The sequence below is a fragment of the Bradyrhizobium sp. 154 genome (assembly GCF_023073875.1).
Classification (GTDB): domain Bacteria; phylum Pseudomonadota; class Alphaproteobacteria; order Rhizobiales; family Xanthobacteraceae; genus Bradyrhizobium.
Genome location: NZ_JADPKG010000014.1, coordinates 82,543 through 104,940 on the forward strand (window position 1 = coordinate 82,543; position 22,398 = coordinate 104,940).

Below are 22,398 nucleotides of genomic sequence, written 5' to 3' on the forward strand. Positions count from 1 at the left end.
TGTCTGTGGCGTGGCCGAATTCGCTCATTGAGCGCACCGACATGCAATGAAAAGGAAAGGACGAGATGCATGGCATTCGAGCGGCAGGGAAGAGCTCCGTGAGATGTCGTGCTAGAACAGCTCGCGAGCCTGCGATTGGGGCCGAGGTCCGTTAGCATCTCACCCCGACGTCCAGCGATTTGGCCTCGAGTTGCTCAAGTTAACCTGAGGTTTGACGGAAAACGTTTGGTGAGCGTGCTGGCGATCGAGCCCGTCCGATAGCGCCGATCGCCATGCTCGGCAAGTGCCACGTTGTCCTTCGAAGCGAGGCGCGCCTCGTACTTCGAGGGGCGCTGCGGTCCTAATGCGCTCCAAAACCCGTGTTGAGGGGGAAGAACGTAGCGAGCCTCCTCAGCGATAACCGAGTATTCGTTTGGATCAATCGAACAGGTTCATCTGGCTTCCACGCCGTACGAAAAACCTGACGTTCGTCACGAATTATGACCAGGTCCAAGCAATCGGAATGCCATGATAAGTCATACGCGACTCCTTGCTTGCCGGAGGCAACGCCACACCAGCCTCGTAACCTGATTGGCCGTAGATTTTGCACATGAGTCTCGGCCTCCGTAAGCAAGCGCTATGAACCGGCACAAACCATGCTGTGGCATCGGGCCAGGAGCCGGGCGGCACATCGTAATTCGATCTGACCGAGGCTTGTGCGCATTCGGAATCTGACCACGACACTTCCAGGCCGCATCACCCTGCCTTATTCGACGGTTACCGATTTCGCGAGATTTCGGGGTTGGTCGACGTCCGTGCCCATCAGGATGGCCGTGTGGTAGGCCAGAAGCTGCACCGGAATCGCATAGACAATCGACGTAAACGTCGTACCCATCTCCGGCAGCACAATCGTCGCGAGTGAATCCATGGATACCTCTGCGGCTCCCCGAGCGTCCGTTATCAAGATAATCTTGCCGCCGCGTGCGGCGACCTCCTGCATGTTCGAGATGGTCTTTTCGAACACCCGGTCGTAGGGAGCAATGACGATTACGGGAACGCTCTCGTCGATCAAGGCGATCGGGCCGTGCTTGAGCTCTCCGGCCGCATAACCCTCGGCGTGAATATAGGAGATCTCCTTTAGCTTCAGTGCCCCCTCCAAGGCCAGTGGAAACGACGTGCCGCGACCAAGATATAGCACGTCACGCGATTTGGCGATGTCGCGTGCGATCTTCTCGATCTGCGGCTCGCTGGCAAGCGCCGCTGTAACGAGCCGCGGAATTTCGATCAGCACTCGCACGAGATCGACCTCGTCGCTCTCCAGCAATTCACCGCGGGCCTTGCCAGCAGCGACCGCAAGCGCCGCCAGGACGACGAGCTGGCATGTGAACGCCTTGGTCGAGGCAACGCCGATTTCAGGTCCGGCGAGTGTCTGCAACACTGTCCCGCTTTCGCGCGCAATGGTCGAACTCAGTACATTTACGATCGAGACGGTATGCAGGCCTTGCGATTTGGCATAGCGGAGCGCGGCCAGCGTATCGGCCGTCTCGCCAGACTGCGAGATGAAGATAGCAAGATCTCCCTTGCGCATCGGCGCCTCACGATACCGAAATTCGGAGGCGACATCGAGCTCAACCGGAATACGAGCCAGCCGCTCGAACCAGTATTTGCCGATATGGCCGGCGTAGCCTGCCGTGCCGCAAGCCGTGATCGAGATGTGTCCGATCTCGTTGAAGTCGAACGGAAGCTCCTGCGGCAGTGCTACGCTTTCGGTGGCGATATCGACGTAATGCGCCAGCGTCTGCCCGACCACCCCAGGCTGTTCGTGGATTTCCTTCGCCATGAAGTGGCGGTAGTTTGCTTTGTCGACGACAACCGACGACGCGCCAGATTTCACCACCTGCCGGCGGACAACTGTGCCTTGTGCGTCGTAGACCACGCTGAAGTTGCGGTTGAGCACAGCCCAATCGCCGTCCTCAAGGTAGGTGATCAAGCCGGTAAGGGGCGCGAGCGCGATAGCATCCGATCCGAGATACATTTCGCCTTCGCCATGCCCGATCGCGAGTGGTGAGCCCTTGCGCGCACCGATCATGAGGTCGTGTTGACCCTTGAACAGGATTGCAAGCGCAAACGCGCCGACTAGCCGCGGCAGGGACGCTTTTACTGCCTCCTGCGGCGAGCAGCCATCTTTCAGATAAAAGTCGATGAGATGCGTCACCACCTCGGTGTCTGTTTCAGAGGCGAAACAGGCGCCATGCTGTTTTAGCTCCGCTCGCAGCTCGCGGAAATTCTCGATTATGCCGTTATGGACGACTGCAACATTGTCCGTTGCATGCGGATGAGCATTGTGCTCCGTCGGCTTGCCATGAGTAGCCCAGCGCGTGTGCCCAATCCCGACATGGCCTGAGAGCGGATGGCACTGAACGCGTGTCTCAAGGTTCCTCAGCTTGCCCTCGGCGCGTCGAAGCTCGATTTGGTCTCCTTTGAGCGTTCCGATGCCCGCTGAGTCGTAGCCGCGATATTCCAGTCGCTTCAGTGAATCGATGAGACGATCCGCGACCGGACCGCGCCCCAAGATGCCGACAATTCCGCACATGCTAATCAGTTTACCTCAAGTTCAAAACAGAGCGTCCCGCAAGGCGCGCCTGACCAATTCGCTCGCTATAGTTATCGGCCAATCGAGCCGTGCCTGCCCTCCATCGGGCACGCGGCACCCAGAGGTGCGCGAGCTCCAAGCAACACGTGGAGCCCAGTCGAATTCGCCGGAAGATCCTAAAGCAACTTTCTGGCAATCGGACAATGAGCGACGTCAGCAGTTAGCAGCTGAGTCTCACGTTTTGTCCGATGTACCCGATACCGCCAAGAAGGCCTGGTAGATCTGCCGCATTCCATCTACAAGCCTTGTCCTCGCGCGCCAGCCGAGCCTGGCGAGGCGGCTGACGTCGAGCAGCTTGCGCGGCGTGCCATCGGGGCGCGACGTGTCGAAAGTGATCTCGCCGCCGTAACCGACGACCTCAGCCACGACCCGCGCGAACTCGGCGATGGTGATGTCCTCGCCGGTGCCGACATTGACAAGATCCGCGCTCGAATAGCTCTTCATCAGGTGCACGCAGGCATCCGCCATGTCGTCGACATAGAGGAACTCGCGCCGCGGCGTGCCGGTGCCCCACACGGCGACGCTCCTTGCGCCCGCGACCTTCGCCTCGTGGAAGCGGCGGATCAGCGCGGCAACGACATGGCTCAGTTCGGGATGATAATTGTCGCCGGGGCCATAGAGATTAGTCGGCATCACGCTGATGAAGTCGCTACCGTACTGGCTGCGATAGGCTTCCGCCATCTTGATGCCGGCGATCTTGGCGATCGCGTAGGGCTCGTTGGTCAGCTCGAGCGGGCCTGATAGCACCGAATCCTCGCGCAGCGGCTGTGGGGCCAGCTTCGGATAGATGCAGGACGAGCCCAAAAACATCAGCTTCTCGGCGCCGTTTTGATGCGCGGCCTGGATCACATTCGCGGCAATCGCGATGTTGTCGTAGATGAACTCGGCACGCAGCGTGTCGTTGGCGACGATGCCGCCGACTTTTGCGGCGGCGAGGAAGATCACTTGCGGCCGCGTTTTCGCGAACCAGTCGAACACGGCGGCCTGGTTGCAGAGATCGACCTCGCGCCGGTCGACCGTGACGAGTTGCACGTCCTCCCGCGCGAGCCGGCGCATCAGCGCGCTGCCGACCATGCCGCGATGACCTGCGACGTAGATGCTCTTGCCCTTCAGCTCAAACGGTGCGTTTGCCATGGGCCACCTCCCGTTTTGCTTCCGCCAGATCGCTTGCCATCATCTCCTCGACGAGCTGGACAAAGCTGCGCTTCGGCTTCCAGCCGAGCACCTGTTGCGCCTTGCTGGCGTCGCCGACGAGGAGTTCGACCTCGGTCGGACGGAAGTAGCTCGGATCGATCCGCACCACGGTCTTGCCGCTCTTGGCATCGACGCCCGTCTCGTCGACGCCCTCGCCGCGCCATTCGATGCGGCGGCCGACTTGCGCAAACGACAGCTCGACCATCTCGCGCACCGAGCGCGTCTCACCAGTCGCCAGCACGAAATCGTCGGCCTTGTCCGCCTGGAGGATCAGATGCATGCCCTCGACATAATCCCTGGCATGGCCCCAGTCGCGCTTGGCCGAGAGATTGCCGAGATAGAGCGTCTGTTCGAGCCCGACCTCGATACGCGCGACGCCGCGCGTGATCTTGCGGGTGACGAAGGTCTCGCCGCGGATCGGGCTCTCATGGTTGAACAGGATGCCGTTGCTCGCGAACATGCCGTAGGCCTCGCGGTAATTCACCGTGATCCAGTAGCCGTAGAGCTTCGCCACGCCGTAAGGCGAGCGCGGATAGAACGGCGTGGTCTCCTTCTGCGGGATCTCCTGGACGAGGCCATAGAGCTCGGAGGTCGAGGCCTGGTAGAACCGGGTCTCCTTCTCCATGCCGAGGATCCGGATCGCCTCGAGCAGCCGCAGTACGCCGATCCCATCGGCATTGGCGGTGTATTCGGGGCTCTCGAAACTGACGGCGACGTGGCTCTGGGCTGCGAGATTGTAGATCTCGGTCGGCCGGATCTGCTGCACCAGGCGGATCAGATTGGTCGAGTCCGTCATGTCGCCGTAGTGCATCAGGAACGGCACGTCCCCGAGATGCGGGTCCTGGTAGAGATGGTCGACCCGCGCAGTGTTGAACGAAGACGAGCGCCGCTTGATGCCGTGCACGATATAGCCGAGCGACAGCAGATGTTCGGCGAGATAGGCGCCGTCCTGTCCAGTCACGCCGGTGATTAGAGCGACCCGCCGTTTGCTCTCTTGGTTTGACAAATCGTTGCTCTGCGCAGGCTAATGTCGGTCCCCGATCGACGACGTCAATCGCGTCTGGCCTCTTCGAATGCGGAAGCGTCGCGCTCTCGAACTGCCGAGTTCTGGACTCTGTATAGGCATTGCATCAATTGCTCAACTGTACGGAGGTAACCTTCCACATCGAAAGGGTTTTGAAGGACTATACGAAAGTTTGTAGCCCAGAAGATTTCGTTCGGCCTTCGTCAGGCGTTTCTCTATTGCGCGGGTGCAATTAATGAAATTGCGGACGCGCATAGGAGGTAAGCAGACCCGTTTGGCCGAGAAGCGTTCCACAGTCCCCTGCGTGGTCAACTCGCGCGTTGAGCCAGCGAGTGTCCCTCATTTCGTGTCCTTACCTAAGAGTTTTCCAGTCTGCTGTTCATCCAGTGCAACCGCGAGCAAGCCGGGCAAACAAAGCATTGAAATTCGTTCTCTTGTCGCGCAGTACTTATCATCATCGATCCATTTCTGGACAATCAAGTTGGTGATCTGGCAAGCAAAAGTGAAGGCGCGCATATTGACTCTGTGCTGTTTGAGTTCACAGAAAAACGCTGCATGAATGAGGCCAGTGCTATATGGGACCTCAAGGGGTTTATCGCGACGATCAGTGTGCCCCTGCGCCACCGAATGACGAATTCAGTAGCGAAAAGCATCTGGCGGTTCATTGCTCGCGAGTGGCCACGGAATCAACAACAATCGTGCGTTTAGCGCGCGGACGATATGGCTCAGAAGGTCAGTGCTCGGTTCGGCGACCATTCGGCGCGGGGGTGTTTTCCGCGCTCGCAAGCATGTCTTTGGGCCAGCCGTAGTATGACTAGGCAAAGCCCGCATGTGCGTGAATAGGCTCGCCTTGAGCACGTGCCGCTGCCATTGAAACTGGCGGTTTGCTGGTCCCGAGCGCCCCTTCTCTTATCGATGCCCGCGGCAAAGTCCCGGTTCTTGAGCAAGCATTCTGCGGACAGTAGCCTGAGCTGACGGATCAACTGCGTTCTACCTCAATTATCACATTTGATTTGCAGCCCCTCGGCAGAAAGAATTCGGATGAGCTGCTCGTGGAGAGGTTGACCCGGGCCTTTAAACCACGTGCCACCCGCTCGCATGCGCCGAAAGAAGCGTAAGCTTTAGAGGCGCGCCCTCGAAATGGATCGCCGGCTTATCGGCTTCGAACGCGGTGTTGCCCTCAATCAAGGTGCCGAGATCAATCTTCAGTCCCTCGCGGGTATAAACTTCCACTTCATTTCTGATCCAAGGCGCTCACATAAGCTTCTTAATACTCGTTCATCAGGTCTTGATGGGCCTCATTGCCTGGATCGGCGTTCGGCCCTGGGGCAATCGTCAGGCCTGCACGTCGCGCAGATCCAGCTCGCGGATCTATCGGCAGCTCTCTTGCTCCCGCGACGACCGCTGCCCATGCCTAGCAATTGCGCGCGCTCGTCTCGGATTACTGTTGGTCATCTAGTCTGCTTTCCTTCAACGACGCTGCGTCCGCCCGACCATGGCGTGACGTGCATTCGGGAATGGTGATAAGCGCACCATGATGACAGCTTTTGGCGAGGTCCCATCACAACAGGTTCGCCGCACATATATGCGGTTCCAGGATCGCCATTCCTGAAGCCAACAATGGCCCGGCATTGGCCCTCACAGTGATCGACGAGCAAGACCCTATTGGATCCATGGGGTCCTCTCACATGTCCGCTCCGGGATAGCGCATCAATCTCGCAGCGGCGGGTTGGGCACTCAGTGCCCGCAAACGTATATCGAAGCCTGCAAGGCTGGATTGGGCCTTCTTACATGTGGGCGATCTTGTCTTCATACGGGCCGGCGATCTGCGTGAACAGGACAGAAACAGCGTTCTTCGCAGTGAGCGCGATCCTCAGCCGCTTTGGCAGAAAAGCTCTCATCGCAAGCAACCGGCCTGCTCCGCTTTAGCACAGGAACTTCTGAAGCGACCGAACATTGGTGCTCCCTAGGGGGCACTCTACAATCTGACGCTACGTACGATTCAATCCCCCTGCGGGCTTATCGCGTGAATATGTCGAAACCGTCTTCGTTCGCCAGGAGCCAGCCGCATGACGAGGAGGGCGGGAGGCGCTTCACCAAGGCAGTTGGCTTTCTGTATTCGTCGTCTGCGGAACGCGCAGCTCGGGTCCGCTCGAGTGTGCGCGCATAGCTACGCCCAGCTGTGAGGCTGCTCGTCGCCGGCCACGAGTGATCAAGCGAATCAGTCAAGCTTACTTGAATGTGTGGATAGGAGCTGCCTCGGCGCCGGAATCAATCGTCCATGGCTGAATGCTCTCTCGAGTCTGTGCGAATTGGTTTTGTCTATCCAGCCGAGCTCTCCCGCTGTCCCCGTCATAATAGGGCTGCTTCCCGGGAGTTGTCGGTGCCGCGGCGGCTGAGCAGAATAGGAAACGAGATCAATCGGCAGCCCGTTAATCTGGTCAATGAGCCAAACTCCCGTCAAGGCACCTAACAGTGACTTCGCCGTTCTAGATAACTTTGAACTATGGACCGCGAAAGGCGCCGTCAGGTGCAGGCCACGCGGGGTTGATCATCGCCGGTTCGATACTTGTGGGAAGATCTGCCGGGCCTCACGTTGGAAGCCCGCGCCTAAGCCGTACTCAGCCCTGGTCCCGTTGAGAGCGTCGCGGCTCGGGTCCAGATTGGCGCGTTTGCTACAATCGTTGTTGGTATCAAAGAGTTGCTATGCCGACTACTCCAGGTCGGCCAGGGGACAGACGGCGTTTTGAAGGCAATCAAGTGGCTGTTGGAACGAGCGGCGCAGTTGGCCATGCTCTCTGATGGACGGGCGGGGCCTTGTAGCGGCGCCGATCGGTGTTCCTCCCATTCATCTTGAGGCGCGAGCGATTGTTAGGCCGGCATTCTCCAGCACATCCAAAATGCTGTCAGCAACCGCCCGCGGATCTCGCTGGTCCTCTTTGCTCACGGTACAAGCCAAGGTAGCTGCGATGATCGCGTGCGCTGCTTTGCGCTGGAGGCAATCGTACTCGGCATATTCACCGCAAGTATTGCAGTTGATCACTGGTCGGCCGCTCCAGGGATCGTGCATTGCGATCTCGCACCAGTTATCTGTGTGACATTTCGGACAGGGCATAGATCGAGATTTCCTTGTGGTCTGACCTCGCGCGCTCCATGGCCGTCAATTGAACGACTGCTTGGTAGCCAAAGCTGCAGAAGTCATTGCTACTCCCGAGGCCGTGTTGTCCGTCTTTGGATACGAAAAACATGATGGAGGCGGCGGCGGAGTCAATCCAGGCACCCGTAGGGGGCTCCGGCATGAGCGACCAGTCGGCGCATCTCTGGCGAGAATGCTGGCAACCGTGTATGCCTACAGCTACCTGTTTCGGCGTGAGCAAGCTATTGCAGGTTCGCCGCGGCCGCATCACGGCTATGTAAGATGAGTATGGCCTCCAACTTCCATTCCACTCTGAGCTGCGAGGCCCCGATCTCCGGACCGCGACCTCTGCGTGAGCAATCTACAAAGCGGCGCAATCGCCACGCGACAATGCTGCTGCGATCTTAGAATCCGGTTCTCCTGCAGCCTGGCTTCATCGCGACACGTTGCAATGAGTCGCCGAGGCGGCTTCACTGCGGCGTCCGAGACAACGCGGGCCTTCTGCAATCTGGCTCGCCAAACGACACACTCGAAATTGTGTCGCCCGGAAGCTGTTGTACGGCCAAGCACGCTCGCCACCTGTAAGAAGACCCTACAATCTGACGCTACGTACGATTCAAGCCCTAATGTCGAGAGTCGCGCATTTCGCGCCCCTCGCCGCGCTTGGTGCGAGCGGCTTGTCGCATCTCAGACATCAACAGAGCGGTCGGCAGATAACGGCAAATGAGGTGCTTTTGCGACAGCCAACCTACGGGATCTTACGTAGGGCATGTGTCGCATTTTCTTGATCTAATAACTGCATCGTCTTCCGCATGAAGCAAAAAAACCTGTTCTCAGACGCCAAACATTGGCGAAGCCGTGCTGAAGCGACCCGAAGAAAAGCGGAGTCGCTCGAGGACGACACATCCAGATGCAGGCTCATCAAGGTCGCTGAGGAATATGATAAGCTGGCTCGCCTCGCGGAGGGGCGGCAAAGAAATGAGGTTGACGGGCAGTTCTGATCGACCGGGCGGACGGTTGCACCGATCGTCAATGCTTGTGACCCCGGCGCGGGGTGTCTCTCCGTTGGAGCTCACAGCCCGCTAGGGCTGAACTGCTTCATGCGGTAAGGCCAATGAGCGAGGCTGCTGAACGAGTGCGGTCCGCGCGTGCGAGCCTCTGACCATGAATCCATTCGGAGTCACGGTGGCCGGCCACATAGATGACGCATTGACGGTGTCTCAGGCGGCAAGCCGGCTAACCGCTAGACATGAAGGAATGAGATGAAAGCCACCGCCAGATCGTCGAAATCAAAGCCTCTCGCTCGATGAACTGGCGAGGCATTGGCGTCGCTTTGCATCATGTGCTGAAGCCTGCGACGTTTGTTTGGGTGACAAAGTAGCCGGTTCGCCCGGATCATGCCACGCGAATTGGCTTCCGCCGCCATTAAGCGTTTCAGTCGAATTCTGGCATCTTGCACCAAGCACGGCGAGCTCAACGCCATACGTTGCGGACTTGTTCAGGCGACGAGGCGAGCAGAAGCTCCTGGTGGCACGGCTTGCCAAGACAAGCCATCGTAGATGTCTGCGCAGATTGTCTGCATGAGGCCAAGTTCGCAACGAACGGGCGAATGACGAGAAAGTTTAAGAGAGCTCAGATGTCGAAAGATAAACCCTAGAGAACTCCCCGGTGAACGATGCGGACAGAACCGATGTTCTTCATCCAAGTAAGTCGGTGCAGATGATCAGCGGCAGTTGGGGCCGCCCATGCCAGGGTACCAGCCGTTCGATGTACGAGTCGAACAACACGAGTGGTGCCGGATGCAACTCTATCGGCCAAAAGAAGAAAGAGGACGCATGAGGAAGCAAAGTGTAGAAAGACTCGAAGCGGGGCGCGTCCGCGATGGCCGATTCGCCACCGCACCGGGGTCTGGTCCTTCCGGTCTCTTCTTCGTGCAGGGGCCTTGTGGCTGCCAACTCAAGATCGTCGGCTTCGTCCGTCCGGGATGGGAGCATGTCTCTGTGTCGACGCCACGGCGATCTCCAAACTGGGAGGAGATGTGCTTCGCCAAAGATATGTTTTGGGATGAAGAGGAATGTGTGATGCAGCTGCATCCTCCTCATTCGCAGTATGTGAACAATAGTCGCTACTGCCTGCATCTCTGGAGGCCGACCCGTCAGGTCATTCCGATGCCTCCGGCAGCCTTCGTGGGCATCGTCGGGCTCGGGCCGTCTGAAGCGGCCATTCTGTTTGCGCAGATGAGTGCGACGTCTTAGCAGATCTCGCCGCGTCGTGCCAAGTCGGGCGGCGACGACGTGATCGAGAGTCCAGCGGAGTTGCTCACCACAGCCAGGGGCGGTGAGCAAGCCTAGGTGGCCACAGACCCGCCAAGGGCGCGCCGGGCCGCTGCTCTGCGCCCCAGAGCCCAACCCGCTGCGCTTCTGGAGACGGCGGGAGGTAACGCTCGCAGAGTCGGCTCGTCCGGGCCACCGTTTATTGTACGGGATGTGACGCGCATAACCACACCATCGTGGGATCGGCCAGGTGAACAGATTCGTGGATCCGTTGTACACGGCGCGCGGCCAAATACATTTGTATCAGGAGAGGCTCCTACGGGGCGCAACTACCGTACGCATCGGCTAGTTACCTGAGTGAGGCGCGTCGAGGAGCGTTGTTGCGCTTGTCTCGGCCTCGCGAGGAAATCCTGCACGAGGGAGCGGCGATTAGCTTGATACGAGCGCCATGCCCGCGCAACTCGGCGATATTTCTCGTCAATACCGGGCAAGAGTGTTGCTTTGCGAAGCTACGCACGACGGTGTCGCCTGTATGATCGACCGAAAATCTTGGGGGTGCTGTGGAAGTCGAAGGCAATAGCGGCCGCAACGGCGCGCCGGTCCGCCGCGACTGGGAACGTGCCGAGGCGGAAGGGGTTTACGCGCAGCCATTTGCCGAGCTCCTATTTCAGGCCCAGACCGTTCATCGCGGCAATTTTGACCCAAACCACGTCGAAACCGCAAGCCTGCTCAGCATCAAGACGGGCGGCTGTCCTGAAGACTGCACCTACTGCGCACAGAGCGTGCATTACGACACTGGCCTGAAGGCGACTCGCTTGATGGATCGCGCTGATGTGGTCGCCGCCGCGCAGCGCGCCAAGGCGGCCGGGGCGAGTCGCTTCTGCATGGCCGCGGCGTGGCGCAGCCCAAAGGACCGCGATCTCGATAAGGTCTGCGACATGATTGCCGCCGTTAAACGTGTCGGCATGGAGACGTGCGTAACGCTCGGCATGCTCACGCCAAAGCAAGCCACGCGGCTCGCCGACGCCGGCCTCGACTTCTACAATCATAACGTGGACACTTCGCCGGAGTTCTACCGCAGCATCATCACTACGCGGACTTTGCAAGATCGGATCGACACTCTTACGCGCGTGCGCGAGGTGGGGCTCAAAGTCTGCTGTGGCGGCATTATTGGCATGGGTGAGCACGTCGATGACCGTCTCGGCATGCTGGTACTGCTCGCCAATCTTCCCAAGCATCCGGAAAGTATACCGATCAACCTGTGGAACGAGGTGGATGGCGTGCCGGTGAAGGTCACGGCGGAGCGTTCCGATCCGATTGCACTGGTGCGCCTGGTGGCGACCGCGCGGATCATGATGCCCAAGAGCGTCGTACGGTTGGCCGCCGGGCGCCAGTATATGACTGATGAACTCCAAGCCCTATGCTTCTTGGCGGGTGCGAATTCCATCTTTGTCGGCGATGTGTTGCTGACTACCAAAAACCCGCAACTTGACCGTGATGCAAGTTTGTTAGCCCGGCTCGGCATTACGTCTGGACTCGCTTAAGTCATCAGAACAACGGCGTGCTGCGTGCAAGCTATCAGCGTAGGTAAGAAATGCAGATTGTCATGATGAAGGGAAAGATTCATTGCGCCTCGGTAACTGAATCCGACCTGCACTTTGAAGGCTCGATCTCGATTGATCGCGCACTGCTGGACGCGGCCGGTATCCTGATTAACGAACGCGTCGAACTCTACAACCTCGAGACGGGGGCACGCTTTGCAACGTTTGTGACGGAAGCGCCACAAGGGTCCGGCACGGTAGACGTGAACGGTGCGGCGGCGCGACTGGCGATGCCCGGCGATAAAATAAGTATCGTTGCATACGCCTCACTTGACGAGGCGGATGCAAGAATCTTCAGGCCGCGCATTGTGCTGGTTGATCGACAAAATCGCATCGTCCCGGTTTGAATCCAACAAGCTAGCCGCCGCAAGACCCTGTCGTTGGCGACCAGTTGGGAGTTTTGCTGCGTCCATCCTTGCTCAGCGAGTGAAGAATGAATTCCATCATTGCGGGTAAAGTCGCCAGCTATGCGGCAGGCTTAGATGCGCTTAAAAACGACGACCGCCTGCGGAGTCTCAGGCCGCGCACCGGGATTGACTTTTCATCAAATGATTATCTGGCCCTGGCGAGCGCGCCGCGCATGAAAAAAGCCATCGTCACCGCGCTCGAAGGGGGTACTCCGATCGGAGCCGGCGGATCACGGCTTCTGCGCGGCAACTGCGAGGAGCACGAACGCCTCGAAGCAGCAGCGGCGCGGTTCTTCGGCGCGCAGACCGCGCTCTTCTTCGGCGGTGGTTATGTCGCAAATTTTGCGGTGCTGACAACGTTGCCGCAACGGGACGACCTGCTCGTCCTTGATTCCCTGGTTCACGCCAGCATTCACGAAGGAGCACGAGCTGGCCGAGCCGCGTTTCGAATCAGCGCCCATAACGACCCCCAGGTTATCGAAAGCGCAATTTGCGACTGGCGTGCCGCGGGCGGAGCGGGGCGGGTCTGGATCGTAGTCGAGAGCCTCTACAGCATGGATGGCGATTTCGCACCGCTTGAAGACCTGCTCGCGATCGCGGACCGGTACGATGCGTTCTTGGTTGTGGACGAAGCTCATGCCACCGGCGTTTACGGCGAGCAGGGGCGAGGCCTCACAGCGGCCTATGAAGGACGCGAAAATCTCTTGGTTATTCATACCTGCGGCAAGGCGCTGGGAGCCGCCGGCGCGCTTGTTACCGCCTCTGGCGTGCTGCGCGACTTCATAATCAATCGCTGTCGCCCGTTTATCTTCGCGACCGCCCCTTCGCCGTTAATGGCGGTAGCCGTACGGGAGGCTCTGTCGATCCTGCAGGAGGAGCCGGAGCGCCAACAGCGGCTGGCGAGGCTTGTCGCGTTCACGCATCGGGAGATGGTTGCGCGAGGCGAGAGAAGTCCTTCGAACTCGCAGATCCTGCCCTATATCATTGGCGAGAATGCCCGCGCCATGAGGCTAGCGTCCGCGCTACAGGCTCGCGGATTTGACATCCGAGGAATCAGACCGCCAACGGTGCCGGCCGGCACGGCCCGTTTACGAATTTCACTGACGCTCAACGTCGGAGAGAATGAGGTGCGTGCGATGCTCGATGCCCTCGTTGAGGAGACGAGGGGCGGATCTCGATGAGTCAGCGGATCGTGGTGACCGGCACAGATACAGGGATCGGCAAAACTGTCTTTTCGGCAGGCCTTGCCCATCTTCTCGGCGCGAATTACTGGAAACCAATTCAGGCCGGTGTTGAAGGAGAGACCGATAGCCAGCAGGTCGCACGACTGAGCGGTCTTCCGGCCGATCGGATCGTTCCGGAGCGTTACCGCCTTAAAACGCCCGCTTCCCCGCATCATGCCGCCGAAATAGATGGGATTCGCATCGACCCCGATTCGCTCGTCCTGCCGGATACCGGGGAGCGACCGCTCGTCATCGAAGGCGCTGGCGGGCTGATGGTGCCGCTGAATTCTAGCGCACTCTACATCGATATCTTCCAGCGGTGGCGACTTCCCGTCGTGCTTTGCGCGCGCACGCTACTCGGGACCATCAATCACTCGCTGCTCTCGATAGAGGCCTTGCGAAAGCGCCAGATCGACATTCTTGGGATCGCATTCATCGGGGAAAGAAATTCTGAAACTGAGAGCGCAATTTGTGACATCGCGCGGGTGCGTTGGTTAGGACGGCTGCCCTGGATTTCTCCTTTGACGGCAGACAGCCTACGGGATGTCTTCAAAGGCTCGTTTGTTCCCGGCGATTTCAAGCCATGAAGCCAAACAAGAGGTGGCCAATTTGGCACCCATTCACGCAGCATGCTCTTCACAACGAGATGACCAAGGTTGTGCGTGGCGACGGTGCTTATCTCTACACGGCGGATGATCATCGAATCATAGATGCAATCTCATCCTGGTGGGTCGTCACTCACGGCCATTGCCATCCGCAGATCGTGAGCGCGATTCAGGAACAGGCCGGCAAGCTGAACCAAATCATTTTCGCCGGCTACACGCATGATCCGGCCGAGGAGGTCGCTCGGCTCCTTTTGAAACTCACACCCCGAGGCTTGGACCACGTGTTCTACTCGGACAGTGGCTCAGCCAGCGTGGAAGTCGCCTTGAAGATGGCGCTCGGCTATTGGCACAATATAGGCGAACAGCGAACACGCATCGTTGTCATGCAGCACTCCTATCACGGCGACACGTTCGGTGCGATGTCAGTTGGTGCCCGCGGTGTCTTCAACGTGGCGTACGGACCTCTCCTGTTCGACGTGACCTCAATCCCGTTCCCTGCGAGCGGTCTTGAGCGGGCGACGCTTGATGCGCTTGAGTCAGCATGTCGGAACGAAAATCCCGCAGCCTTTATTGTCGAGCCTCTGGTGTTAGGGGCAGGCGGAATGCTGATGTACCCAGCTTGGGTGCTAAGAGAGATGAAGCGGATCTGCGAGGCGTCGGACGTCCTGTTCATTGCCGATGAGGTCATGACGGGCTGGGGCCGCACCGGAACAATCTTCGCCTGTGAGCAGGCCAATGTTGTGCCAGACATAGCGTGCTATTCGAAGGGTCTCACGGGAGGGGCGCTGCCGCTCGCGGTGACACTCTGCCGGGCGGAGATTTTCGATGCCCATTATTCAAAAGACCGTACGCGCACATTCTTTCACTCGAGTTCGTACACGGCAAATCCGGTGGCCTGTGCCGCCGCTAAGGCTAACCTGGAGCTGTGGAAAGACCAGGAATGTCACCGGCGCATCGCTGCGGTTGCAACCATGCAGGAGCACGCAATTGAAGCATTCCGCGCCGATCCGCGCTTTGCAAACGTTCGCCGTAGCGGCACCATCACAGCACTCGATCTGAAGACGAGAGATACCGGTTATCTCGCAGGCATCGGCCCGAGGCTTCACGCCTTCTTTAAAGACCGTAATCTCTTGCTGCGCCCACTCGGCAATACGATTTATGTGATGCCGCCATATTGTGTAACAGCAGGTGACCTGGACGAAATATATGCAGGCATTTGTGGCGCTGCCGATACACTGGCCTGAAAGAGACGCGCGGCAGCGCAAGATCAAGGATCCTGAGCTGTCGTCGGCTTCCCGAACGACTTGAGAGAGCCTTGCCATATACCTACGAAATGGACGATTGTGACCTCGGATCTGCAACGTGGGTGCTGCCGGCCGGGCGAGATCGCGGGCTTCGCCGGGTCGGTCCACAGTGTCATCGCGCGTTCGGTTTCAGTCCGATCGCGTTATCGCGATTGGTCGCGTGTTCATCTGTGTGGATGCCTGCGCGAAGTCAAAATCATGAAGTTATGCGTCCATTGGTGACGGCCTGTTGCGGAAGTTCCGCCGTTATTTCGATTAGATGAGATTGCCTGGACGGCAGGTCTTATCAAGCCTCTACGGACACGGAGATGCTGGACACGTCATCCGCATTCCGGAGTTTGCGGCAGCCGCGCGAGCGCTGGTGCATCTTTCCTATTTCCCTCGCCTGGTCGCGGTCGTTTGCGGAGCCTGCAGTCCGCCGAAGCCGTGGCTTTAAGCGCCAGCCCATCCTTGTCAGCAGCCAGAGGTGACGGACATGCCGCCTTAAGGAGCCGACAGCGGCTTTGACACGTAAATCGCAGCCTCATAAGCACACCCACTATCGCCGCTCGCGTGCGTCGTCTCCAGGCCGCCGTTTTTGACGCTCAGAATGTTCGGATGGTCAGTCCCTGGAACACCGCGCAGAGGACATGTTGAATGACCTTATTTGCTGACCGCCCAATCATTGGAAACTTTGTGCTTCCGACTTCTCAGTGACGCGCCTTTTCGGGCTCCCTAATGACAGATACCTTTCGCTCTCCAGGGGGAAGGCCATTTCCAGAGACATGCGGGGCCGGATCAGATCGACATGAGCCACACTTCGCAGCTGCCGGTTGAACGCGTCACGATTCCAGTTCTGCAACGACGCAAGGAGGAAGGGCGCGCCATGGTGATGATCACGGCTTATGATGCGGGTAACGGCACGCATCGCCGATCCTGTCGTCGACGTCATTCTTGTCGGCGATAGCGTCGGCAACGTATGCCTTGGGTTTGATGACCACTTTACCGGTCAGCATGGCGACGATGAATCACCACCTGGTCGTGGTCGCGCAAACAGGGCCTGGCACCCTGCTTGTAGCTGACATGCCGTTTCTCAGCTTTCATCTCAGTTCCGACGACACGATATGCAACGCTCGAGGCGTCCTGCAGCGTGGCGCAGACGCCTCGAACTTGAGGGAGGGGCAAGCGTGTTGAGATGATCCGAGCCTTGGTGAATTGCGAAATTTCCGTGATGGGTCATCTTTGGTCTCACACCATAAAAGCGTGAACGCGATGGGCGGCTTCAAGGTACAAGTTCGGAACGTGGACGATGCCCTACGCCTGCTTGCCGATGCGCACCAGCTACAGCAGCCGGATGCTTTGCTCTTGTCCTCGAAGGCGCCCCGGCCGAGCTCGCTGCGCGCGCGACTGAATCTGAGCACAACTTGCTCGCGATGAGTAATCGCCTCGCCATCTCATCGAACAAGAACGGCTTGTTCGTTGCTGAGGGCCTTTTACTTCGGGCAGCTGCGGGCCGAGACGGAGATTCGAACGACTGGACTCTCGGGTTCAGTACGGCACTCGAAGAAACATCTCGCCGAGTGTGATTGGATTAGGTTCGATCGCCAGATCTGGGTCGAAACCCGGCGGCTGGACGACTGGTGCAGCGAAGCTAATCTCACGACAGTCGATCTTATTTGGACGGAGGCAATGGGCTGAGTTCGCCGGTGCCATACAAACCTGATCAATACACGCTTCGATGGGGTTGCTCTTATGCCGATCACCGGCTCGACCGGCGGCACGCCGTCGCCGTCGGATCTGGGTTCGAGCGCTATTCCCGCGGCGTCACAAGCTATCGCCATACCCTGCCGTACAAACGTCAAATGCATACAGCTAGTTCATTGCAGGTTTGGCTTGCGGAAGACCAGAGCGTGGCGGCATTCCAAGGACGAGCTGCGACAGATATGGAACGCCGCGAACAATCGAGCGCACCGTTAGCGCGATCGCAATAATCGCGGCCCCGAGCATACCCGCGATGATCAACCGGGTCGTGAGATCCCAAAGTTCTCCGAACTGTACGAAATCCATGAGACGGAACACGGTACCCTGGACCAGGTAGAGCAGCAGCGTGGTCTGGCCCAACTCCACAGCGATAAAGCGGGCAATTCGATTTGAATGGCCAACGCTCCAGCATTGCAGCAGGAGTTCGATAGCGATTGCTGAGGCAGCTGCAGAGCCAACAAACATCAGAAGCACGTTTTTAGCCGACCGAAAATCGTGAATTACCCCAAGATTATTGTAGACATAGGTATCCTTGCCCCAAGCTAGAAAGCATACGCAGGTCACTATCGAGAGAAGTAAAATTAGGAGCGGCTTGTGATGTCGCGATGTACGCGTCCATCGCTCTCTCGATTGAGCAAGCAAGAAGCCGAAGCAGAAGAACGGGTAAGTGAATCTGATCAGGGGTGATATGGAGAATGTCAGAGGCGCGAGTGCGACCAGTATGGCTAAGCCAGATATGACCCACGATTGGTGGTTTAGCCTGGTAGAAATCTTGAGGAGAAGGTAGGAAATAAACGTGGCCCAGATGAACCAGTATGTGCCAGCGAAATCGTCTACAAATTCCAAAAGTCCGCTCGTTAGGCTGGGCGCGCGCCACAATGCCGCCAGCTTAGCTGTCTCCATGAACGTCCACCAAAACAGCATCGGCAGCAAGAGCTGCTTCGCACGGTCGCTGGCGGCTCGAGTGAACGACTTTTGCAGCAGTGATCGAGAAGAAAGATATCCGCTTATCGCCATAAAGAGCGGCATGTGAAACATATAGATCGATTTGTAGTACGGCGAATACCAAAACCCGTCGTCTCGGTAGATGACATACTGAATCAGGTGCCCAACGATCACCAAAACAATGAGCGCACCTTTCGCGAAATCTAAGCTTAGATCTCGATCGTTTGCCTCTGTCGTGCGCGAGCTCGGGGCGATCGTTCCAGTCACGCGTAGCAATGTGTCAAACATCTAGATATCTGTTGTTGATGAGCCGGCGGCCCGTTGTCCGCTTCTTCTGCCTCATTTTTGATCCAAACGAAAGGTGATGGCGGGAGTTTTTGGAACGGGAATAGTCAGGCCATTGAAGACGGAGCTGGCTGAGCGTCTCTGAATGCCTCGCGGAACTTTGTGGCAGGGCAGATATCTAATTTTGAGATACTGGTGTAGCAGTACGGGCACGGCATACTATTTGCAGACGCGGTTCTGGGAGGAAGACTGTCGCGCTCAGCCTTCCACTCAGCCCGACGCATCTCGGACCCGGCAGATGCGTCGGGCTTCTTCGGTTGGCCCAGCATAGTTGACATTTGGTCCGTCACCTTCGCTTGCCGCCGAGGCGCTCACGCCAAATAGGGGCTTCTGATAGCTGAACTCGAGGACTCGCCCGCACTTCCGCAAATGCTTCGTCCACAGCGCCGGTCGCCGGCCAACCAGCCGGTGTGTGATATCTCTCGTGATGGCGTTGCTCTCCTTTGGAATCAGCACCCCGAGCCTACCGGCTCAAGGTGGCAACGCCGACCTCTTCAGAAATTCAACAGAACCCGGGACATCCCCACCGCTCGTTCCTTGACGGCGTTCGTCGCAACGCCGGCCGCCGGAGTGATTGTTGCTGCACCTATGCTGTAAACGGCTCAGGCTGGATCGCTGCTGCACAATCTACGGTCCCAACAAAGTCCGCACCCGTGCGGCTCGGCACGTGGGCACCAAGAAGCCATACCACACCATTTGACTCCATTCCGCTGCGAGCTCACCTTCGGCAGACCTCAGAGTGGAAACTTAGATAAGCCAGCTCGACCAGAATCGCTCGCGATTGCGAGGTTCTATGGTCAAGGTGCTGCTCGCACTCACGTGTTGTGGATCGAGGAGGGCAGCAGGCGTTCTCCGCGCATCAGCCGACTCGGAGGGTCACAGATAGAGTTGGCCTTCAGGCTTCACCTTCATGATCATGGCCTCAAAACTCCTGACCATTTCGGCGTGTGCGGCGATGCGGTCGCTAGCAACAGTTTCTCTCGGGTGCCTACAAGTTTAGCTTGCTCGGGCTGAATTCAACGTTTCGGTCAATGACTCCTCGAATATGTCTAGGCCTTGTCCCAACGTTTCTTGCTCGATCGTAAGTGCAGGCAAGAACTTTACAACCTGATCGGTCGGTCCGCATCGCTCGATAATCAATCCCTTCTCAAACGCTCTATGTGACGTCGCCTCTGCGATTTCGGTCGTTTTGCAATCGAATCCGCATACCATGCCCCGTCCACGAACAGCAAACCTGTTTCCGTGCTGGTGCGCGACAGCATCGAGTCGACGCCGCATAAATGCGCCCAATCGTCGGACCTGTTGCGAGAACGTCTGGTTGCGCCAATACAGATTCAAAGCCGCTTTGCCAGAGACGAGTGCAAGGTTGTTTCCTCGAAACGTCCCCGTGTGCTCGCCTGGTTCCCATGCGTCAATCGCTTCTTTGATCAGGAGCATCGATAGTGGCAAACCGTACCCACTCAGCGATTTCGACAGTACAACAATGTCTGGCGACAACGCAGCGAACTCGAAACTGAAGAACTCGCCTGTACGGCCACAGCCCATTTGGATATCGTCAACTATGAAAATAGCTCCGACCTCTTTTGCCAAAGCCTGAATTGACTGCAACCATTCCTCGCCGGCGACGTTAATGCCTCCCTCTCCTTGCACGGTTTCGACGAGAATGGCGGCTGGAAGATCAGTGCCACTGCTCTCGTCCATTAATACCTTTCGCACGTAATCCGCCGCACTGTGAGCGGAGCCAAGATACCCATCATAGGGCATGAACGTTGTGCCGGATAAGGGAATGCTGCTGCCTTTGCGGTAAAAGCGGTTACCGCTCGCGGCTATGGCTCCCAAACTTTGGCCGTGATATCCATTCGTGAAAGAAATGACGTTGTGACGTCCTGTGATCTTACGCGAGAGCTTTAGAGCTGCTTCAATAGCGTTAGCTCCCGTAGGCCCCGTAAATTGAAAGCGGTAGGAAAGATTCCGTTCACGAAGGATGACAGAGCTAAAGGTCTCCATGAATTCGATCTTTGCTGGAGTGGCCATGTCCAAGCCGTGGACGACCCCGTCCGACTCCAGATACTCGCCGATTGCCGATTTGATCTCCTGATTGTTGTGGCCATAATTTAGCGCTCCAGCGCCGGACAGAAAGTCAATGACCTTTCGGCCACCCTCTGCGAACATAATCGAGCCGCGCGCCCTGCTGAAGACAGCAGGAAAGGAACGTGAGTACGAGCGCACGTTGGACTCTAGCATTTCGACTGTCTTCATTCTGTGCGGCTCGTGTCCTCCAACCATGTGGTCGTCTCCTCGACAAGAAAATCTGCTCGACGAACAAGCGCGCGGCCAACATCGTACAGGATTGGCAGACCACGAGCGCACGGTTCCGGCGCCTCTCGGCGTCCTTTGGGCTATGCGTAGGGCGTCTGAAAATCAGCTCCAACGGCTTACCCGAGAACCAGGCGGAACAAAGCTACTATGTTTAGTAGTTTCGTCCCCATCCAGCGAGGGCCCCGGCTAAGTCGTCCTTCGCGGGCAAACTTGCTTAGCCGCGCGCGATTGAAGAAATTTGCGCATACTGCGCGGTTAGCTTGGAAACGGGAAGTATGTGGGCCGAAAAATGTCGTCGCGACCAGAGGGGCCGATGCGCTCCGGCGATGGCGGAGCCCGGCAGCTGTCAATCGGCGTTCGACTGGGACCCCCTATCGGCATCCAAAAGGGACCCCTTTGATCGGCGTGCTCTGCTGGGAGCGCTCGGGTCGTCGGAGCTGGTCGGGGTTGCGGAGACGGCGCGAGCGCGGGTTGTTTGAACATCGTCGCGGCTTTTGAATCGCCAGCTGTCGTTGCCGGTCTCGACGATGTCGCAGTGATGGGTCAATCGGTCGAGTAGCGCGGTGGTCATTTTGGCATCGCCGAACACGCTCGGCCATTCGCCGAACGCGAGATTGGTGGTGACAATGATGGAGGTGCGTTCGTAGAGCCGGCTGATGAGATGGAACAGGAGCTGACCGCCGGATTGCGCGAACGGCAGATAGCCCAGCTCGTCGAGAACGATGAAGTCCATGCGGGTCAGATGCTCGGCGAGCCGTCCCTGCCGACCGTTGCGGGTTTCGGTCTCGAGCCGGTTGACGAGGTCGACGACGTTGTAGAAGCGTCCTCTAGCGCCATCGCGGATGCAACTTCTGGCGATGGCAATGGCCAAGTGTGTTTTGCCTGTACCGGTGCCGCCAACCAGCACGACGTTGCGTTGTTGGGCGATGAAGCCGCCGCCAGCGAGATCATTGACGAGAGTCTGATTGATCGGCGTGCCGTCAAACTGGAAGTCGGCGATGTCCTTGGCGAGCGGCAGCTTGGCAATGGTGAGCTGGTATTTGATCGACCTGGCTTGCTTCTCGTTGATCTCGGCGTTGAGCAGGTCGCCGACAATGCGCTGAGGCTCGTGCTGGCGCTTAACGGCAGTTGCCATGATCTCGTCGAAGGCAGCCTTCATGCCGTAGAGCTTGAGTTCGCCCATGAGGTCGAAGATTTGGGTTCGTTCCATCAGATGGTCCTCCGGAGGTTGTCGTAGCGGGCACAATCGGCGATCGGTGCATGACGGAGCGTCAGTGCGGCCGGCGTCATGATGTTGGCCGGTGGGGCAGGTTCACGTTGACGGGCCAGGATATTGAGAACGACATCGGCGGAATGGACGCTGTGACTGAGCGCTTCGGCACAGGCCGCTTCCACCGCGGACAGACCGTCAGTCAGCACCGCGTTGAGGATGTCGACCATCTGCCGATTGCCATCGTCGGTGCTGGCCAGCTTGCGCCGGATCCGATCGATCGCGGCCGGCAGCACCCAGTCTTTGAAGGGAGCACCGTTGCGCAAGGCGCCGGGTTTGCGGGCGAGCACCGGCACATAATGCCAGGGGTCGTAGACGGTATCGCCGCGGCCAAAGGATCGCGGGTGCTCGGCAACGATACGTCCATCCTGACGGATCAC

General features: G+C 58.2%; 12 protein-coding genes and 2 pseudogenes. 7 read left to right on the plus strand and 7 right to left on the minus strand.

Annotated elements, in window-relative coordinates; genetic code table 11:
* Positions 1-745 precede the first annotated feature (745 nt).
* The 3 genes from glmS to gmd form a co-directional block, all read right to left on the minus strand.
* The gene (glmS, locus tag IVA92_RS01120) at positions 746-2,572 is read right to left on the minus strand and encodes a glutamine--fructose-6-phosphate transaminase (isomerizing) (protein ID WP_247281321.1); all 1,827 of its coding nucleotides are present in this window, start codon (positions 2,570-2,572) and stop codon (positions 746-748) included.
* Between the two features lie 234 nt (positions 2,573-2,806).
* The gene (locus IVA92_RS01125; RefSeq protein ID WP_276576769.1) at positions 2,807-3,766 is read right to left on the minus strand and encodes a GDP-L-fucose synthase; all 960 of its coding nucleotides are present in this window, start codon (positions 3,764-3,766) and stop codon (positions 2,807-2,809) included.
* Complete coding sequence (gmd, locus tag IVA92_RS01130; RefSeq protein ID WP_247281322.1) at positions 3,747-4,832, minus strand: GDP-mannose 4,6-dehydratase; 1,086 nt, start codon at positions 4,830-4,832, stop codon at positions 3,747-3,749. Before gmd ends, IVA92_RS01125 begins: the two co-directional genes overlap by 20 nt.
* Before the next feature lie 4,953 nt (positions 4,833-9,785).
* Here gmd and IVA92_RS01135 point away from each other — a divergent pair.
* The 7 genes and pseudogenes from IVA92_RS01135 to IVA92_RS01165 all read left to right on the plus strand — a co-directional run.
* The gene (locus IVA92_RS01135; RefSeq protein WP_247281323.1) at positions 9,786-10,241 is read left to right on the plus strand and encodes a hypothetical protein; all 456 of its coding nucleotides are present in this window, start codon (positions 9,786-9,788) and stop codon (positions 10,239-10,241) included.
* 578 nt (positions 10,242-10,819) lie between these two features.
* The gene (bioB, locus tag IVA92_RS01140) at positions 10,820-11,803 is read left to right on the plus strand and encodes a biotin synthase BioB (protein WP_247281324.1); all 984 of its coding nucleotides are present in this window, start codon (positions 10,820-10,822) and stop codon (positions 11,801-11,803) included.
* 50 nt (positions 11,804-11,853) lie between these two features.
* On the plus strand, positions 11,854-12,207 hold the full coding sequence (panD, locus tag IVA92_RS01145) for an aspartate 1-decarboxylase (RefSeq protein WP_247281325.1): 354 nt from the start codon (positions 11,854-11,856) through the stop codon (positions 12,205-12,207).
* An 86-nt stretch (positions 12,208-12,293) separates the two neighbouring features.
* On the plus strand, positions 12,294-13,448 hold the full coding sequence (locus IVA92_RS01150) for an 8-amino-7-oxononanoate synthase (protein ID WP_247281326.1): 1,155 nt from the start codon (positions 12,294-12,296) through the stop codon (positions 13,446-13,448).
* The gene (gene bioD / locus IVA92_RS01155; RefSeq protein ID WP_247281327.1) at positions 13,445-14,077 is read left to right on the plus strand and encodes a dethiobiotin synthase; all 633 of its coding nucleotides are present in this window, start codon (positions 13,445-13,447) and stop codon (positions 14,075-14,077) included. The genes IVA92_RS01150 and bioD overlap by 4 nt, the downstream gene beginning before the upstream one ends.
* The gene (locus tag IVA92_RS01160) at positions 14,074-15,339 is read left to right on the plus strand and encodes an adenosylmethionine--8-amino-7-oxononanoate transaminase (protein WP_247281328.1); all 1,266 of its coding nucleotides are present in this window, start codon (positions 14,074-14,076) and stop codon (positions 15,337-15,339) included. The genes bioD and IVA92_RS01160 overlap by 4 nt, the downstream gene beginning before the upstream one ends.
* Before the next feature lie 847 nt (positions 15,340-16,186).
* A pseudogene (locus IVA92_RS01165) lies at positions 16,187-16,793 on the plus strand (3-methyl-2-oxobutanoate hydroxymethyltransferase); the annotation flags it as partial.
* Positions 16,794-17,250: 457 nt separating this feature from the next.
* Here IVA92_RS01165 and nolL read toward each other — a convergent pair.
* The 4 genes and pseudogenes from nolL to IVA92_RS01190 all read right to left on the minus strand — a co-directional run.
* Positions 17,251-18,372 (minus strand): nodulation factor fucose acetyltransferase NolL, encoded by a 1,122-nt coding sequence (gene nolL, locus IVA92_RS01175; protein WP_247281329.1) that lies wholly within the window; start codon positions 18,370-18,372, stop codon positions 17,251-17,253.
* Between the two features lie 1,053 nt (positions 18,373-19,425).
* Entirely contained in the window at positions 19,426-20,688 is a 1,263-nt protein-coding gene (gene ectB / locus IVA92_RS01180; RefSeq protein ID WP_247281330.1) for a diaminobutyrate--2-oxoglutarate transaminase, read from the minus strand.
* A gap of 406 nt (positions 20,689-21,094) precedes the next feature.
* The gene (istB, locus tag IVA92_RS01185; protein WP_346015530.1) at positions 21,095-21,958 is read right to left on the minus strand and encodes an IS21-like element helper ATPase IstB; all 864 of its coding nucleotides are present in this window, start codon (positions 21,956-21,958) and stop codon (positions 21,095-21,097) included.
* Positions 21,867-22,398, minus strand: a pseudogene (locus IVA92_RS01190) (IS21 family transposase); the annotation flags it as partial. The pseudogene IVA92_RS01190 and the gene istB, both read right to left, overlap by 92 nt.